Consider the following 15,587-nt stretch of genomic DNA (forward strand, 5'->3'; position numbering starts at 1 on the left):
GCCGGAGGAAGCATGAGCAAGAATCATCCCAATCATTTTGATGTTGCCATCATTGGCGCCGGCGCGGCCGGCATGATGTGCGCCGCCGTGGCCGGCCAGCGTGGCCGGCGCGTGGTGCTGATCGACCATGCCGGCAAGCTTGCCGAAAAGATTCGTATCTCGGGCGGCGGGCGCTGCAATTTCACCAATGTGGGCGCGGGCCCGCAGCATTATCTTTCACAGAACCCCCATTTCTGCCGCAGTGCGCTGTCGCGCTATACGCCGCAGGATTTCATCGGGCTGGTCAAGCGGCATCGCATCGGTTTCCATGAAAAGCACAAGGGGCAGTTGTTCTGTGATGACTCCGCCGAGGACATCATCGCCATGCTCAAGGCTGAGTGCGATGTCGGCAATGTCAGTTGGCGGATGCCGTGCAGCGTGCAGGCGGTGAGCAAGAGCGGCGAGCAGTTCCGCATCGCCACCAGCGCCGGCGAGATCCAGGCGGCGAGCCTGGTGATTGCCACCGGTGGGCTCTCCATTCCCAAGATCGGTGCCACCGATTTCGCCTATCGCATCGCCAGGCAATTCGAGTTGAAGCTGATCGAGCCGCGTCCCGGCCTGGTACCGCTGACCTTCGATGGCAAGGCCTGGCAGTCGCTCACCGAACTGGCCGGGATCGCTCTGGAAGTGGAGGTGGAGACCGGCGTGAAGAAGGAGCGTGGCTATTTCCTGGAGGATCTGCTGTTTACCCATCGTGGCTTGTCGGGTCCGGCGATCCTGCAGATTTCCAGCTACTGGAAGCCCGGCGCGCCACTGACGCTGAACCTGCTGCCGCAACTGGACGTGGCCGAGACCCTGATCGAAGGCAAGGGCAGCATCAAGAAAAACCTCGGCAACATCCTGGCGCAATGGCTGCCCAATCGCCTGGCCGAGGGCTGGCTGAAGATCCATGGCTTCGACGCCGGCGCGCGCATTGCCGATATGCCCGACAAATCGCTCAAGAAGCTGGGCGATTCGCTGAACCGCTGGGTGATCGTCCCCAGCGGGTCGGAGGGGTATCGCAAGGCCGAGGTCACGCTGGGTGGGCTGGATACCCGCGAACTGTCGCAGCAGAGCATGATGGCCAACAAGGTGTCGGGGCTGCATTTCATCGGCGAGGCCATGGATGTGACCGGCTGGCTGGGAGGCTATAACTTCCAGTGGGCCTGGGCCTCAGGCGTGGCGGCGGGTTCGGCGGTGTGAGCGGATTTTTTTGGTCACATCCTCTTGACTTCAGGTGAAGCTTCACCTTGACTGTGATAAGTGCCTGATTCTTATCCCTTTTTTACCACGGGGGTGGAAAAAATGCCACGTTTGGCCTTCCAATCGGAGGCTAGTACTGCTACAATCGCTTTCTTTGCTAATCCAACCTAACCTTTTTGGTTTGAATTTACATGACCACTATTCGCGTTAAAGAGAACGAGCCGTTCGAAGTTGCAATGCGTCGCTTCAAGCGCACCATCGAAAAGACCGGTCTGCTGACCGAACTGCGCGCACGCGAGTTCTACGAAAAGCCGACCGCTGAGCGCAAGCGCAAGCTGGCTGCTGCCGTGAAGCGTCACTACAAGCGTATCCGCAGCCAACAGCTGCCCAAGAAGCTGTACTAAGAATTTCTCGCCGCGCATTCGTGCGGCCGATGTGTAAACCCGCTCCGGTGTTGGTCCGCAGCGGGTTTTCGCATTTATTCCCGATTTCTCTGCAGACCTTTTCCTGCTTTGTCGGCTGGCCTGGTTTTTCATGGTGATGGCCCAAAATAGGAAGGAAAGCGCCAATTCGGGCTGGCGATAAGCCCATCCATGTTCTACGATCCTAAGACGGGTTGCCTGTTGCCGCCCGGAATACTGGATGCGGGATGGCGCCAGAACGCAGAATACTCATCCACCTCATCTTCGGAGTACCCCATGGGTTTGAAAGAGCAGATCACGGAAGACATGAAGGCCGCCATGCGCGCCAAGGACATGGGCAAGCTGGGCACGATTCGCCTCTTGACCGCCGCGATGAAGCAGAAGGAAGTCGATGAACGGGTCGAGCTGACCGACACCCACGTGCTGGCCATCATCGACAAGATGGTCAAGCAGCGCAAGGATTCTATCTCGCAATTCGAAGCCGGCGGTCGCCAGGACCTGGCCGATATCGAGAAGGCCGAGCTGGCCGTGCTCACCACCTACATGCCCGCCAGCCTGTCGGAAGAAGAAATCAAGGCCGAAGTGCAAGCCGCCGTGGCCGCTACGGGCGCCGCCGGTCCCCAGGACATGGGCAAGGTCATGGGTGTGTTGAAGCCCAAGCTGGCCGGTCGTGCCGACATGACGGCCGTATCCGCCCTGGTCAAGGCCGCGCTGGCGGCCTGAGCGGTTTGTCCTTGTTGCCCGTAGCCCGGAAACCCAGGTGATTCCACAGTCGTTCATCCAGGACCTGCTCAACCGCGTCGATATCGTCGACGTGGTGGGGCGCTACGTGCAATTGAAGAAGGGCGGCGCCAACTACATGGGCCTGTGCCCCTTCCACAACGAGAAATCTCCCAGCTTCACCGTCAGTCCGACCAAGCAGTTCTATCATTGCTTCGGCTGCGGCGCGCATGGCACGGCGATCAGCTTCCTGATCGAATATTCCGGCATGGGTTTCGTGGAAGCGGTCAAGGATCTGGCCCAGAACGTGGGCATGGTGGTGCCCGAGCGCGAAGACAGCATTCCCCTGGCCCAGCGTCAGGAAAAGCAGGCCAAGAGCATGGCCCTGTCGGATGTGATGACGCGCGCCAATGATTTCTATCGCCATCAGTTGCGGGCTGCCCAGCCGGCCATTGCCTACCTGAAGGGGCGGGGCCTGACCGGCGAGATCGCGGCGCGCTTCGGCCTCGGCTATTCGCCTGACGAGTGGGATAGCCTGCGCCAGGTGTTCCCCGATTACGAGAATGAAGCCCTGGTCGAATCGGGCCTGGTGATCGACAAGAGTGAAGAGGGCGGGGGGCATCGCAAGCGTTATGACCGCTTCCGTGGCCGCATCATGTTCCCCATCCGCAATACCAAGGGGCAGGTGATCGGCTTTGGCGGGCGCGTGATGGATGGCGGCGAGCCCAAGTACCTGAACTCGCCTGAAACACCGCTGTTCCAGAAAGGCAGCGAGCTGTATGGCCTGTTCGAGGCGCGCCAGGCGATCCGCGAAGCCGGTTATGCACTGGTCACCGAAGGCTACATGGATGTGGTGGCGCTGGCTCAGTTGGGCTTCCCCCAGGCCGTGGCCACGCTGGGCACGGCTTGCACGCCCATCCATGTGCAGAAGCTGGTGCGCCAGACCGACCAGGTGATCTTCAGCTTCGACGGCGACAATGCCGGCCGGCGCGCCGCACGCCGCGCGCTGGAAGCCTGCCTGCCGCACGCCTCGGACAACAAGATCATCAAGTTCCTGTTCCTGCCCAAGGAGCATGACCCGGACAGTTACGTGCGCGAGATGGGGGCGTCGGCCTTTGAAGAGCAGATCCGCGAAGCCATGCCGCTGTCGCAGTTCCTGCTCAAGGGAATCATCGGTGAGAACGACCTGCGCACGCCTGAAGGCCGAGCCCATGCGCAGTTTGCCGCCAAGCCGCTGCTGCAGGCCTTGCCGGCTTCCGGCTTGCGTTTGCAGATCGTGCGCAGCGTGGCTCAGGCCACGCAGACGACGCCGGCCGAGCTGGAAGTGCTGTTTGAGCTGGAAAAGCCGGTGGCGCGGGTACGCAGCGCCCCGCCGCGCAGCAAGCGAAGTGCCCCGGTTGAGCTGGAGCGCCAGATCATGCGGCTGCTTGTAGCGCATCCGCAACTTTCAGCCGACCTTGATGCTGGAGCGCTGGAGGCCATCGCCCGCTTCGCGCCGGACCGTGCCGAACTGCTGACGTACTTGGTTGGAGTTGCCCAAAGCATGGGCGAGCAAGCGAACTTTGCGGCCCTGGTCGAGCACCTGCGCGAGGGTGGCCCCGAGTTTGACTCAATGATCGCGGAAATCGCGGCCGAGTCGGAATCCGAATTCGACGTGGTGCGGGCCGAGATGGCCGGCGCCATCCGCCAGGCCAGGATCCGGGCGCTCGATGACGAGATGCAGATGCTGGTGGCCTCGAACCTGCGCACCGAGGAAGAGCGCAACCGCTACCGCGAGCTCATGCAGCGCAAGGAATGGCTCAAGCGCCAGACCAGTGGGGCTGCCGTGGCGGGATGAGAATGAACCGCCCGGTCAGCAGCAAGGCGCGGGCATCAGCAGCAGGAGGATGGACAGGCGTGACCGCCCGTGCAGGCAAGATGGGCATCATGCGTGGCAGGTATGCAGGAGAGGCTGGCGCCAGGATATGGAAAACACGGTAAAGCCATGCAAATTGCCGTGATTTGCAAGCCGGATCGCTGGCGAATAGCCGAATATCCCGGCTTGATCCCGGAGAAAAGAGCCCCATCTGTGCTATACTATAGGGCTTTAGTTCCGCCGGATGGCTCTTGCATCCCCACCCTGCGGCGACATGCCTTCACCCCGGCGCATCGGGAGGGAGGACGGCAGACAGTGGTATCGCCTGCCGGATTGCAAGCGGCACGACTGCCTGCTGCGCGCAATCGATGGCCCGCCGGTAAAAGGAACGTTGCGCGTGCAGCCGGAGTCTATCGGGAAACCGTTGCCGGAGTTGCATCATTAGCATGACTTGATTGGCGCAATGAGTGAATTCTCAGTTGGCAGTTGATTCTATGGCAAATGCAATGAAGAAACCCGCGAAAACTCCCGCAGCGTCGGCAAAGAGCAGCAAGACGGCAACGGCGGTAAAATCCACCGCCGTGGTCAAGACCACCAAGGCGGTGGCCGCCAAATCGCCGGTAAAGGCAACGGTGAAGACCGTTGCCCCCGTAAAACCCACGGCCAAGACTGCAGCAGCAGCGACGCCGAAAAAGGCGGCAGTCAAGACTGCTGCCGCCAAGCCGGCACGCGCCGCAGCGCCCAAGGCGACTGCAACGCCAGCCAACAAGTTACCTCAAGCCGCCGAACAAGCGGTTTCTGTGAAAGCGACGAAGACTTCCGTGACCACCAAGAAACCCGAAACCAAGACCGCCAAGACCACCAAAGCCGCAAAGGTCGAAGGCAAAGATGTCAGCGCGACCGCCGCGTCGAGCGTAAGCCAAACCACTGATGCCGCTGCCCTGGCAGCCATCGACACGTCCGGCTATGTGCTGCCGAGCGTCAAGGTGCCGGGCCGCCGTGGCCGCAAGCCCAAGGAATTCCAGCCCGAAAGCGACGAAGTCGCAGCGTTGAACACCATCGAACGCACCGAGCTGAAGGCAGCCGACAAGGCCAAGGCCAAGGACCGCAAGGCCAAGGAAAAGGCCCTGCTGAAGGACGCCTTCTCTTCCGACACCGAGGCCAGCGAAGAAGAACTGGAACGTCGTCGCCAGAAGCTGAAGACCCTGATCAAGCTGGGCAAGGAGCGCGGTTTCCTGACCTTCTCGGAAATCAACGACCACCTCCCGGAAAACATCGTCGACCCGGAAGCCATCGAAGGCATCATCGGCACCTTCAGCGACATGGGTATCTCGGTCTACGAGCACGCCCCGGACGCCGAAACCCTGCTGCTGTCGGACAATGTGGCCAACGTCGCCAGCGATGACGACGCCGAAGCCGCTGCCGAAGCCGCACTGTCGACCGTGGACTCCGACTTTGGCCGTACCACCGACCCGGTGCGCATGTACATGCGTGAAATGGGTTCGGTCGAACTGCTGACCCGCGAAGGCGAAATCGAAATCGCCAAGCGCATCGAAGATGGCTTGAAGGACATGATCCAGGCTATCTCCGCCTGCCCGACCACGATCGCCGAGATCCTGGCCGCGGCTGAGCGTATCTCCAAGGATGAGATCAAGGTCGACGAAATCGTCGACGGCCTGGTCGATCCCAACGAGAGCGAACAGCAGGTCGAAGCCGCCGCTTCCGACTCCGATGAGGACGACGAGGAAGAGGAAGAAGAGGAAGAAGACGAAGAAGAAGAGGAAAACGAGAGCAGTGGCTCTGGTGCCGCTGGCTTCTCCGCCGAGCAGCTGGAACAGTTGAAGCGCGACGCGCTCGGCAAGTTCGCCGTCATCGGTACCCAGTTCGAGAACATGCGCAAGGCCTTCGAGAAGGAAGGCTACAACTCCAAGCCCTACGTCAAGGCACAGGAAATCATTTCCAACGAGTTGCTGGGCATCCGCTTCACCGCCAAGATCGTCGAGAAGCTGTGCGACACCCTGCGTGCGCAGGTGGACGAAGTGCGTACCGTGGAACGCCAGATCCTGGATGTGGCCGTCAACAAGTGCAACATGCCGCGCGCGCACTTCATCAAGGTGTTCCCGGGCAATGAAGTGAACTTGGACTGGGTGGATGGCGAAGTGGCCGCCAACCATGACTACAGTGCCGTGCTGAGCCGCAACGTGCCGGCCATCAAGGAACTGCAGCAGAAGCTGATCGACCTGCAGGCACGCGTGGTACTGCCGCTGCAAGACTTGCGCGCGATCAACAAGAAGATGGGCGCCGGCGAGAAGAAGGCGCGCATGGCCAAGCGTGAAATGACCGAGGCTAACCTGCGTCTGGTGATCTCGATTGCCAAGAAGTACACCAACCGTGGCCTGCAGTTCCTGGACCTGATCCAGGAAGGCAACATCGGTCTGATGAAGGCAGTGGACAAGTTCGAATATCGTCGCGGCTACAAGTTCTCGACCTATGCGACCTGGTGGATCCGTCAGGCCATCACCCGCTCCATTGCCGACCAGGCGCGCACCATCCGTATTCCGGTGCACATGATCGAAACGATCAACAAGATGAACCGTATCTCGCGTCAGATCCTGCAGGAAACTGGTGCCGAGCCGGATCCCGCGACCCTGGCGATCAAGATGGAAATGCCGGAAGACAAGATCCGCAAGATCATGAAGATCGCCAAGGAACCGATCTCCATGGAAACGCCGATCGGTGACGACGACGATTCGCATCTGGGCGACTTCATCGAAGACAACAACACGCTGGCCCCGGCCGATGCGGCCTTGCACGCTTCGATGCGCAATGTGGTCAAGGACATCCTGGACTCGCTCACCCCGCGTGAAGCCAAGGTCCTGCGTATGCGTTTCGGTATCGAGATGTCCACCGACCACACGCTGGAAGAAGTGGGCAAGCAGTTCGACGTGACCCGCGAGCGTATCCGCCAGATCGAAGCGAAGGCACTGCGCAAGCTGCGCCATCCTTCCCGCTCCGACAAGCTCAAGAGCTTCCTGGAAGGGAATTGATACTAAGGGCGAGTCAGGATTGGCCGGCGAGATGTTAAAATCGCCGGCTGATTTTTTGGCCCCCTAGCTCATGCTTGGTTAGAGCAGCGGACTCATAATCCGTTGGTGCCGTGTTCGACTCACGGGGGGGCCACCAAAAAATACTGAGAAATCAGGCATTTACACCACTCTTCGGAGTGGTGTTTTTGTTTCTGCCTCCTGCTGTGACCAAAACGTGACCGTTTCTGCGTGGTGCGCCAAGTGGGAGGGAGCAAGGTGGGCATAGCGCTGCACCATGTCCAACGTCTCCCATCCGCCCAGTTCCTTGAGCGCCAGCAGGGGCGTCCCGGCCTGGACGTGCCAGGACGCCCAGGTGTGTCGCAGATCGTGAAACCGAAAATCCGTGATCTGCACCAAGGCGCAGGCCCGCTTGAAACACCTGTCGTCGATCTGGCTGATTTTGGCGGGTTTGCCGTCTTTCGTCGCCCTCTCGAAAACATACTGCTGCGCTGTCTTCAGCCGGCGTTCGATCACCGCCAATGCATCGGCATTGAGCGGTACCGCCCGGGCATATCCGGACTTGGCCTCTTCAGCGATCACCCAGGCATTGCGGTTCGGTAGATCCACGCTCTTTGGTTCCAGAGACAGCAGTTCGTCCGCGCGCATGCCGGTGGTCACCGCCACAAGCGCAATGTCGCGCATCCATTCAATGGAAATCGCGTCGATCAGAGCCTTGATAACTGGCTTGGATTCGAAGCGTACCCGCTTGTCTGGCTCCTGGAACTTGCTCAATTTCGGCGGCCGGCTGATCCAGCCCCACTCTGTGGCAAGCGTCAGGATGCGCTTGATGGTGGCCAGGTATCGATTCTTCGTAGCGGCAGATACGGGTTTGGCCTTGCGATGCTTGTGCGTGGTGTGCGTTGGCAGCTTCTGGAGGATGTTGCCGGCGGTTAAAGAGCGGATCGGGGTCGAAGCCCCTAGAGCGACGCGCCAATACTGCACGTGCCTCACCTTTGATTCGTAGTCACTCTGGCCTTCCGCTAGTTTCAGCATGCCCAGTGCGGCTTCGTCGAAGGTGTGATCAGGTTCCTCACCCAGCTTGGTGGATCGCCACAGGTCGGCCTTTACTCGGTCGTGGAGTTCTTGCGCGGCTTGTTTGTCCGTCGTGCCAGAAGAGCGTCTAATTCGCGGGACGCCTGGCGCGCGGATATCAATCCACCAGATGCCGGAAGAGGGATTTTTGCGGACTGGCAATTGTTTTCTCCTGCAACCCGCAGCGGTAGCCGGGTCACATTGTTGCGTTTCTCACTGAGTTCTGCAAGGCGGGAGGGCCAGACGCGCCACACACGCGACCCTGGCAGGCGGAATCCGATCTGCTCGCGCATGGCAAAGACCGTGCTGTAGGACAGCTTCAGGAGATTCGCTGCCTCGCGCAGCGTGAGTGCGATTTCGTCGTTCATTGCGCTTCATCCGCGCGGTGGGCAATTTGTGTCAGGCCTGCTTAACGCAATGGGGTTTGCGTTAAGTGAAGATTCCAGTTCCGTGACACGCGCCTCCAGCTTCTGGGTATGCTGCTCCCAGGTGAGCGGCCAGAGCGGGCCGCAGCCGTTTGGGCAGCCTTCTTCCTTGGCCTGGGAATAGGCTTTGCCAACGAGGGTCGCATGCAAGCTGCACTTGGCGCAGTGAAGAACTCCCGTCGCCAAGCTGCGTTCCCTATGGCGGTCATCATTGGCGGCAGAGTCGACCAGGCGGCGAATTGAGTTGACCTGCTCTTGGGTCAGCACCACGCCGGCCACGAGCCCGGTGAGGGGCGATTCCAGGTCGAGAGGTTTGGCGGCAGCACCCTCCATGTCAACGATCAAGTCATTCACCTGGACAGCGCTGAAAATGGGTGAGTTGGGCATGACGTCAAGCATCAGCTTAACGGCCTGGCGCAGTTGATTGGTGTCGCTCATGCTGAGCTCCCTTCTGCCGGCATGGGCGAGTGCTTTCTTGTCACTGGGTCGACAAGCCAAGTGTGACCGTGACCATCACTATAGGCGGGGCACCGTTGGCATCGATAGAGGGCATCATTGAAATCCATGCAAACACAGACCCAATCATGAACGCAGCCATTGTTTTCACGGGGGTTATTCATGGACACTCTCCCGGGCGAATCAGCAGAGCCAGCAACGCTGTCCGCGCGCCCATTCCCGACGAGGTGAAATGGACTTTTTTGTGCAGCAGCATGGCTGTGGGATGGGTTTTACGGATCTTGCGCAGCGCCTTTACCGCGGCGAAGCGGCTGCCGAACAGCGGCGACAGGCCCAGCGTTTCAACCTTTATGAGTTGCTCACCGGTATAGACGAACATGCTTTTCTGCACCTGGTAGATGTCGACGCGCAGGCGCTTGAGCACCCGGGCATTTTTAGGTGCCTCCATTGGCAGCCTCCTGCTCGTCTTCATTGCTCATCATGGAGTAGAGCAGTTCCAGGCGTTTCGTGATTCCGGCGGTGAAAGTCTCCACAGCCAGGACCGGAGCGACCTGGCCCGGCGTCAACGCAAAGTGCTCAGGGAAATGCTTGGAGGAAGATTCTAAGGAGGTGGTGAGGTCGGCAATGTCGCTGACCGACCAACTAAAACGTTTCGCGCGATCCCCTGTCAGCACGATGTTTGGGCTGTAATCAGGGAGCGCTTTTTCGATGGTGGGCGGCATCTCTTCCAGCGCCTTTGCATCCGCTGGCGCCAGGGGCGACGTCGCACCAATCCCTTTGAGGGCGGCGGACAGCATGGAGATGGCCGACTGCAGATCAGCCGAAGTGGCAGGGGTCTGTGCGCGGCTCATTTGATCGACCTCTTGAATTCCTTGCGGACGTCCAGCTCCTCCTCGTCGAAGGCCGCGGTATGCGAAACGATCTTGGCCGTCGGATGCGTCTTGCGAATCTGGCGCAAGCGCTTCTTCGCCTTGTAGCGGCTGGAAAGGGGAGGCGAGAGGAATGCCACATCTACCAGGCAAAGCTTGCCGTCTTGGATGCGCGCCATTCCCTTTTGTACCTGGAAAAAGGTCACATAAAGCCGCTCGGCTTGGGTGATGCGCCGGCGATGCGCGCGCAACTCGGGGGTGTTGACCAGCTTCATTTGGCAACTCCTTTGCGGCGCTTTTCTTCCGCCTGTACTGCGAATTCGACGCTGGAGAGGATCCAGTCGGCGCCCTTTTCATCGGCTGTTTGGTAGAGCTCCTGCAGGTGCTCGAGATCTGGGCAGGGCGGGCGGATCGCATTGGCCGGAGCTTGGTCGCCTTGGCGCGAACCATGGAACTCCCAGTGCTGAGTGGCTCGCAGCTGCCGGCGTAATTTGCCCAGGTTCAGGCATCCCTTTTTCGGACCACGGAAGATCGGGTTGACCACCTTGGGCCGATCGAAAGCCGCGTGCGTCAAGATGATGGCGGTCTTCATTTGGCCACCTCTTCACGATATGCAACGACCATGCGGTGGGCGCTCTCGGAGAGGTTCTTGGCCAGGGACGTCAGGGTGACGACCCGGCCAGCACCTGTGCCGTTGAGTTCGCAGGCCATGTCCAGTAAGACCCGCATCAACTCTTTTTGCTGCTCGCAGACCGTCTCGATTTCATCGATGGTCGGCGGCACTACCTTGACGCTGGACGCGCCTGTGCTACTATTTCTGCTCATGGAATTAGCTCCTGACAGGGTGAGTTTCATCAGGCCGCCAAGTGTTAGCGCACTTGGCGGCTTTTTTATTGCTTGTTGATTTCCAACAAGCGCTGGGAGATTTTGGTGAGATCGGCGGCATAGCGGGCCGTCACCTGGACTAGCGTTTCGATGCCTGGGGTTTCTTCTGCGAGACTTCGCTCTGCTAGTTCGACGAGCGATGCAATGGTGGCCGCAGTGATCTCAAGATCATTGGCGACCCGTGCAATTTCTATTTGTTTAGCCTGAAGTAACTCGGCGGTCGAATGCAGCATATGCCCTCACATCAAATTGACTGAATCGGTGCATACAATTTATACCAGTAAATCTAGTAATGCAAGAAAAACTAGTATTTAGTTCTATGAAGTAATTTGGCGCGTTGCGGTGCTGCGCGAGAGATGAGGGGGGGATAGAAATTACGGGCCGCTGTTGAAGCGATTATTTATTTCTTGTAAGAGAAATTCTGGTCATCTTCACTATCGTCAATAGGAAAGCCAAAAGCTTTGAGTTGTGCAAGGATCGCTTGCTTTTTCTCAGTGCTATCCAGTTTGTCAAATGACTGCGCAACTCGTAATGCCGTCATCGATATCCCTGCTTCCGAGGCTGCGAAAACATCGGTGTAGTCCACCCTTTTTTTCTCGCGTGTAGAGGCCGAACTTCCTCCGTCGCCAAATAGTAGATATTCAGGTGTGGTCTGCAATGCCGCAGCTACCGCAGCAAGGCGCTCCCGCTTTGGCGCTGTCCCGTCTTCTTTTTCCCATTGCTGAACAGTCTGCCATGCAGAAACGCCGACTAAGTCGGCAAGCGTCAGCATGCTCATTCCGCGAGCTTCGCGAAGTTGTTTGATTCGGGCGTGGATTGACATGGCGTTTATCGTAATCACTAGTTTTTGTTGTGTCACCACAGGATAAACTAGCATTGCTAGAAAATCTAGTGTACGATGATTTTCATGAACGGAATCGAGAAAACCATCGCGCATTTCAAAAGCCTTTCGGGCGTGGCTCGGGCGTTGAATCTGAGCGGATATCAAGTGGTGCAGCAATGGCGCGAATCCGGTCGCGTTCCTGCCGAGTACTGCCCGAAGATCGAGGAATTGACCGAGGGAGAAGTGCGGTGCGAGGAACTCAATGACCGCGTCAACTGGGCTTACCTGCGCCAAACGTCGGTCGCGTCAACCGCAGTGGGCTGATCATGCTCACCCATGTGCCCATCGGCCCCATGCCAGACGGTACCTACGCCATCGGGTATTCCACACCCGGGTGCTCAGTGATGACTGTCGTATCGACGGGCATGACGAAGCAGCGCGCCCAGGAAGAGGCGGCGCGGCTGAATGAAGAGCAGCAGGCCCGCGCCGACAAGATCCTGCGCGACCAGGAGCACCGTAATAGGGTGCTCGGGCTCACACCAGCCATTGACTACCTGCCCGACTGGATGCCGGACACACCGGTCGCCATCGCTGCGCGCATGAAAGTCGCAGATGCAGAGCAGCAGAAGAGGGCCGCCGCGATTGAGCGCGACCGCCAGCTGCAGATGCGACCGGAGACTTTGCGGCCGGTCACTGACTACCTTTCCGAAATTGAGCTGGCCGACGGGGCCGAGGAGGGCGAGTGAAGCGCCACAAAATCCGCCCCTCACGCAAGGCATCAGCCTATGTGAACCAAATCTTGTATCGCTGGGCCTCGCGGTTGGCGCGCGAGGAATATCTTGCGCAACGATCTCCCGAGGAGATGCAGCGTGCTGAAGCCTATGTCGCTCAAGAAGTGGAGCGGGAGCGGCGTATCCGGGAAAAGGCAGCTAAGCGGCCCACCCGCATTCGCGCTGAACAGCATCTGATTGCCTGGCGTAACCGGACGCAGGCCGCACCGGTCGACCCCGGCTTTTTCAATGACTGGTGGATATGAGCCGTGCTATTAACGCAGCGAGTTGGAACTCGCGCTCCTCCAGAACCGCATCGCTGACCTGTTGCGCGGGAGCCATGTCTGCGGCGTATTGCAACTGGGAATTCAACTGCTTGAGCAAAGTGTCCTTCTGCTTTGGACTCAGCAGTTTCCAGGCTGCCTCATTAACTTTTTTGAGAGCGTCGATCTGGCATTCGAGCCGCAGGAGGTCGCTCAGTTCTTCATTTCCCATGCGCGTTCCTTTCGTGAACACAGTTGATAGGGGTGAGAGCCTTGATTGTGTCACGGCTGCGAACGCGCTCCCTTTTTCGGTGGTGCGCCCCGAGCGCAGGTGGTACTGATGGCGCGAACACAGAATAGTCCTCAGGTCGAAGACGGCTTCATCAGAATCGCCAATGAGCTGCTGGAGGCCATCCTGGCTTTCGGCTTCACTCAGCGCGAGCTGCTGGTGCTGCTGGCCATCATGCGCAAGACCTATGGCTTCAACAAGAAGGCTGACGACATGTCGGCCAGCCAGATTGCCGGCCTGTGCAACATGGCTCGGTCGCACGTCACCGCCACCCTGGGCAGCCTCGCCAGCCGGAACATCATCACCAAAAGCGCAGGCACTTTCGGATCCGTTATCGGCATCCAAAAGAACCACAGAAAATGGGTTGGAAATGATCTTTTCACTACCCCGCCAAGTGGTACCGATTCGGTACAGGGTGGTACTGATTCGGTACAGGTCGGTGGTACCGATTCGGTACAGGGGCACGATGATGGAGAAAATGATGGAAATTTCGCCTCTGAGAGCACTTCATTTGCCCTGGAAGCCGCGCCATTACTAGATTCTGATGGTACCGATTCGGTACACCCTGGTACCAATTCGGTACATGTACCGATTCGGTGCGCTACTGGTACCGATTCGGTACAGGTCGGTGGTACCGATTCGGTACACACAAAAGACACTATTCCAAAAGACACTAAACAAAAGACATCTTCTTCGTCATCTGGCGATGACGTGCGGCTCTGCCCGATCGGTTCTTTGGTCAATTTGTACCACGAACTTTTGCCGAAAAATCCCAAGGTCCTGCAGGTCACCGAAGCGCGGAAAAAATCGATCCGAGCGCGATGGGGTGAAGCGGCCACGTTGGAGGCTGCGCCGTTCGGCTACGAGTCCAAGACGGCTGGCCTGGACGCCTGGCGATCGTTCTTCGCGTACTGCGCAAAGTCGGACTTCCTGACCGGCAAGGTGCCTGGCCGTGATGGCAAGAAGCCGTTCCGTGCTGGCCTCGATTTCCTGTTTTCGCCCAGCGGCTTCGCCAAGACGCTCGAGGGGACGTACCACGACGGCATTGCTCCCGTGCATGCGGCATCGTCCGCCCACGCTGATGGCGAATCCTGGCGCCGAGACCCACGGTTTGCGGGGGCGAAATGAGCGCGATTCCCAAAGGCGCCCAGGCCATCATCGATGCTCGCATACGTGGCCAGAAGCCCGACGAGCTGATCCTGGTCTCGCTGATCGGGCCCGTGGCCGAGGCCAATCACACCGTGTTCGTGAACCCGAACGGTGCCTACGACTGGCGCTGGGTGATCGGCCTGCAGCTGTGCCTCATGGTCAACGCAGCAACGCGCCGGGCAGCCAGGGACCTACTGCTGACCATTGGCAAGAATTCCCCATCCCAGCTCCACGTCTGGAACGTGGACCAGTTCCAGGGCGTACGCGTCGTCGTGCTGCCGAGTCCAGCCGACATCGAAAAGCCTCGGGTCGCCTGGCGCTGGGCGATGGAGTTCGAGCCGTGGCCCGACTTCGATAACGAAAATTTTGCATGGAGCCCATGATGCACACCATTCCCGATGACATCGATTTTTCGGCCTACATGGACGAGCCGCCGGCCGAGCACAGGGTGGTGCCGGCCAGCTCCCTCCTGGACTCGGTCATTGACCACTTTTTCAAGCCTTCCGATGCGCCCAAGATCCAGATGGGCTGGCGCAAGACGCATGGCGATTTCGAGTTCCGGCCAGCCGAGGTGAGCTTGTGGGCCGGCATCAACGGCCATGGCAAGAGTCAGGTGGTGGGACAGGTCAGCCTTGACCTGATGGACCAGCACCAGCGCGTCTGTATCGCCTCGCTGGAGATGGCGCCGCCCAAGGTAATGGCCCGCATGGCGCGGCAGGCCGGCGGCCGTCTCGACGTCACCGTGCCCTTCCTGAAGGCATTCCATCGCTGGACCGACAACCGCCTGTGGATCTACGACCACGTGGGCAGCAGCGACCCGCGCACCATCCTCGCGGTGATCCGCTATGCGGTCGAGAAATTCGGTGTGCAGCATTTCGTGGTCGACAACCTGGCCAAGGTGATCGCGCAGGAGGACGACTACAACGGCCAGAAGGCCTTCGTGAATAGCCTCTGTACGATCGCGAAAGATACCGGGGTGCATGTGCACCTGGTGCTGCACGTGAAGAAGGGGGACAGCGAGCACAGGATGCCCGGCAAGTTCGATATCAAGGGCTCGGGCGCCATTGCCGACCTGGTCGACAACATCTTCATCGTCTGGCGGAACAAGGCCAAGGAAGACGAGATCCGGAAGGGCAATCACGAAAACGTGGATGCACCGGACTGCATCGTGAACTTGGAGAAGCAGCGGCACGGGGAGACCGAGGGCTCCTACGGCCTCTGGTTCGATCCGAACTCCATGCAGTACCTCGAATCTCGGCTGGACCGGCCCAAGGTCTACCGCATCGATCCTGGTCTCACAGCCGCCCAGGTGGAGTTCTGAT

Annotated in this window: 23 protein-coding genes and 1 tRNA gene; 12 read left to right on the plus strand and 12 right to left on the minus strand. The window is 59.3% G+C overall.

Features of this window, described 5'->3' with window-relative positions; translation table 11 throughout:
• Positions 1-12 precede the first annotated feature (12 nt).
• The 4 genes from RC54_RS03775 to dnaG all read left to right on the plus strand — a co-directional run bounded on the left by RC54_RS03775 (position 13) and on the right by dnaG (position 4,200).
• Positions 13-1,221 (plus strand): BaiN/RdsA family NAD(P)/FAD-dependent oxidoreductase, encoded by a 1,209-nt coding sequence (locus tag RC54_RS03775; protein WP_061789286.1) that lies wholly within the window; start codon positions 13-15, stop codon positions 1,219-1,221.
• Positions 1,222-1,412: 191 nt separating this feature from the next.
• A complete protein-coding gene (gene rpsU / locus RC54_RS03780; RefSeq protein WP_006462949.1) occupies positions 1,413-1,625 on the plus strand; it encodes a 30S ribosomal protein S21 in 213 nt (70 codons plus the stop codon).
• Between the two features lie 294 nt (positions 1,626-1,919).
• Positions 1,920-2,366, plus strand: a complete 447-nt coding sequence (locus RC54_RS03785; RefSeq protein WP_058894307.1) for a GatB/YqeY domain-containing protein — start codon at positions 1,920-1,922, stop codon at positions 2,364-2,366.
• Between the two features lie 37 nt (positions 2,367-2,403).
• Positions 2,404-4,200, plus strand: coding sequence for a DNA primase (gene dnaG, locus RC54_RS03790; RefSeq protein WP_061789285.1), 1,797 nt, complete (start codon positions 2,404-2,406; stop codon positions 4,198-4,200).
• Between the two features lie 493 nt (positions 4,201-4,693).
• On the opposite strand, the gene RC54_RS25670 is transcribed toward dnaG, so the two are convergent.
• Positions 4,694-4,924, minus strand: coding sequence for a hypothetical protein (locus RC54_RS25670; protein ID WP_231738940.1), 231 nt, complete (start codon positions 4,922-4,924; stop codon positions 4,694-4,696).
• 115 nt (positions 4,925-5,039) lie between these two features.
• On the opposite strand from RC54_RS25670, the gene rpoD reads away from it, so the two are divergent.
• Positions 5,040-7,265 (plus strand): RNA polymerase sigma factor RpoD, encoded by a 2,226-nt coding sequence (gene rpoD / locus RC54_RS03795; protein WP_244216437.1) that lies wholly within the window; start codon positions 5,040-5,042, stop codon positions 7,263-7,265.
• A 57-nt stretch (positions 7,266-7,322) separates the two neighbouring features.
• Positions 7,323-7,401: transfer RNA gene (locus tag RC54_RS03800), tRNA-Ile, on the plus strand.
• Positions 7,402-7,424: 23 nt separating this feature from the next.
• On the opposite strand, the gene RC54_RS03805 is transcribed toward RC54_RS03800, so the two are convergent.
• The 10 genes from RC54_RS03805 to RC54_RS03845 all read right to left on the minus strand — a co-directional run bounded on the left by RC54_RS03805 (position 7,425) and on the right by RC54_RS03845 (position 11,794).
• Positions 7,425-8,297 (minus strand): tyrosine-type recombinase/integrase, encoded by an 873-nt coding sequence (locus RC54_RS03805; RefSeq protein WP_244216438.1) that lies wholly within the window; start codon positions 8,295-8,297, stop codon positions 7,425-7,427.
• 71 nt (positions 8,298-8,368) lie between these two features.
• Positions 8,369-8,704 (minus strand): hypothetical protein, encoded by a 336-nt coding sequence (locus tag RC54_RS25675; protein ID WP_244216439.1) that lies wholly within the window; start codon positions 8,702-8,704, stop codon positions 8,369-8,371.
• Positions 8,705-8,710: 6 nt separating this feature from the next.
• On the minus strand, positions 8,711-9,199 hold the full coding sequence (locus tag RC54_RS03810; RefSeq protein WP_061789282.1) for a hypothetical protein: 489 nt from the start codon (positions 9,197-9,199) through the stop codon (positions 8,711-8,713).
• Positions 9,200-9,377: 178 nt separating this feature from the next.
• A complete protein-coding gene (locus RC54_RS03815) occupies positions 9,378-9,665 on the minus strand; it encodes a hypothetical protein (protein ID WP_061789281.1) in 288 nt (95 codons plus the stop codon).
• Positions 9,652-10,068: a hypothetical protein gene (locus RC54_RS03820; protein ID WP_061789280.1), complete on the minus strand. Its 417-nt coding sequence runs from the start codon at positions 10,066-10,068 to the stop codon at positions 9,652-9,654. The genes RC54_RS03815 and RC54_RS03820 overlap by 14 nt, the downstream gene beginning before the upstream one ends.
• On the minus strand, positions 10,065-10,361 hold the full coding sequence (locus RC54_RS03825; protein WP_061789279.1) for a hypothetical protein: 297 nt from the start codon (positions 10,359-10,361) through the stop codon (positions 10,065-10,067). Before RC54_RS03825 ends, RC54_RS03820 begins: the two co-directional genes overlap by 4 nt.
• Positions 10,358-10,678: a hypothetical protein gene (locus RC54_RS03830; protein ID WP_061789278.1), complete on the minus strand. Its 321-nt coding sequence runs from the start codon at positions 10,676-10,678 to the stop codon at positions 10,358-10,360. The genes RC54_RS03825 and RC54_RS03830 overlap by 4 nt, the downstream gene beginning before the upstream one ends.
• Positions 10,675-10,911: a hypothetical protein gene (locus tag RC54_RS03835; RefSeq protein ID WP_061789277.1), complete on the minus strand. Its 237-nt coding sequence runs from the start codon at positions 10,909-10,911 to the stop codon at positions 10,675-10,677. Before RC54_RS03835 ends, RC54_RS03830 begins: the two co-directional genes overlap by 4 nt.
• A gap of 65 nt (positions 10,912-10,976) precedes the next feature.
• On the minus strand, positions 10,977-11,204 hold the full coding sequence (locus RC54_RS03840; RefSeq protein WP_061789276.1) for a hypothetical protein: 228 nt from the start codon (positions 11,202-11,204) through the stop codon (positions 10,977-10,979).
• A gap of 167 nt (positions 11,205-11,371) precedes the next feature.
• A complete protein-coding gene (locus tag RC54_RS03845; RefSeq protein ID WP_082803086.1) occupies positions 11,372-11,794 on the minus strand; it encodes a helix-turn-helix domain-containing protein in 423 nt (140 codons plus the stop codon).
• An 84-nt stretch (positions 11,795-11,878) separates the two neighbouring features.
• Between RC54_RS03845 and RC54_RS03850 the strand changes: the two genes are divergently transcribed.
• From RC54_RS03850 to RC54_RS25005, 3 genes are all read left to right on the plus strand, one after another.
• On the plus strand, positions 11,879-12,118 hold the full coding sequence (locus RC54_RS03850) for a transcriptional regulator (RefSeq protein WP_061789317.1): 240 nt from the start codon (positions 11,879-11,881) through the stop codon (positions 12,116-12,118).
• 80 nt (positions 12,119-12,198) lie between these two features.
• Entirely contained in the window at positions 12,199-12,540 is a 342-nt protein-coding gene (locus RC54_RS03855) for a hypothetical protein (RefSeq protein WP_156481279.1), read from the plus strand.
• Positions 12,537-12,830, plus strand: a complete 294-nt coding sequence (locus RC54_RS25005) for a hypothetical protein (protein WP_156481278.1) — start codon at positions 12,537-12,539, stop codon at positions 12,828-12,830. Before RC54_RS03855 ends, RC54_RS25005 begins: the two co-directional genes overlap by 4 nt.
• On the opposite strand, the gene RC54_RS03865 is transcribed toward RC54_RS25005, so the two are convergent.
• Positions 12,811-13,059, minus strand: coding sequence for a hypothetical protein (locus RC54_RS03865; RefSeq protein ID WP_061789272.1), 249 nt, complete (start codon positions 13,057-13,059; stop codon positions 12,811-12,813). The two genes, RC54_RS25005 and RC54_RS03865, sit on opposite strands and share 20 nt — an antisense overlap.
• A 108-nt stretch (positions 13,060-13,167) precedes the next feature.
• On the opposite strand from RC54_RS03865, the gene RC54_RS03870 reads away from it, so the two are divergent.
• Genes RC54_RS03870 through RC54_RS03880 form a run of 3 tightly spaced genes read left to right on the plus strand, consistent with a single transcriptional unit; the run spans position 13,168 to position 15,586 of the window.
• Positions 13,168-14,244 (plus strand): replication protein, encoded by a 1,077-nt coding sequence (locus RC54_RS03870; protein WP_061789271.1) that lies wholly within the window; start codon positions 13,168-13,170, stop codon positions 14,242-14,244.
• On the plus strand, positions 14,241-14,648 hold the full coding sequence (locus RC54_RS03875) for a hypothetical protein (RefSeq protein ID WP_061789270.1): 408 nt from the start codon (positions 14,241-14,243) through the stop codon (positions 14,646-14,648). Before RC54_RS03870 ends, RC54_RS03875 begins: the two co-directional genes overlap by 4 nt.
• The gene (locus RC54_RS03880) at positions 14,645-15,586 is read left to right on the plus strand and encodes a DnaB-like helicase C-terminal domain-containing protein (RefSeq protein WP_164471188.1); all 942 of its coding nucleotides are present in this window, start codon (positions 14,645-14,647) and stop codon (positions 15,584-15,586) included. The genes RC54_RS03875 and RC54_RS03880 overlap by 4 nt, the downstream gene beginning before the upstream one ends.
• Position 15,587 lies beyond the last annotated feature (1 nt).

Origin of the sequence: Herbaspirillum rubrisubalbicans, assembly GCF_003719195.1 — a bacterium.
GTDB lineage: Bacteria > Pseudomonadota > Gammaproteobacteria > Burkholderiales > Burkholderiaceae_D > Herbaspirillum > Herbaspirillum rubrisubalbicans.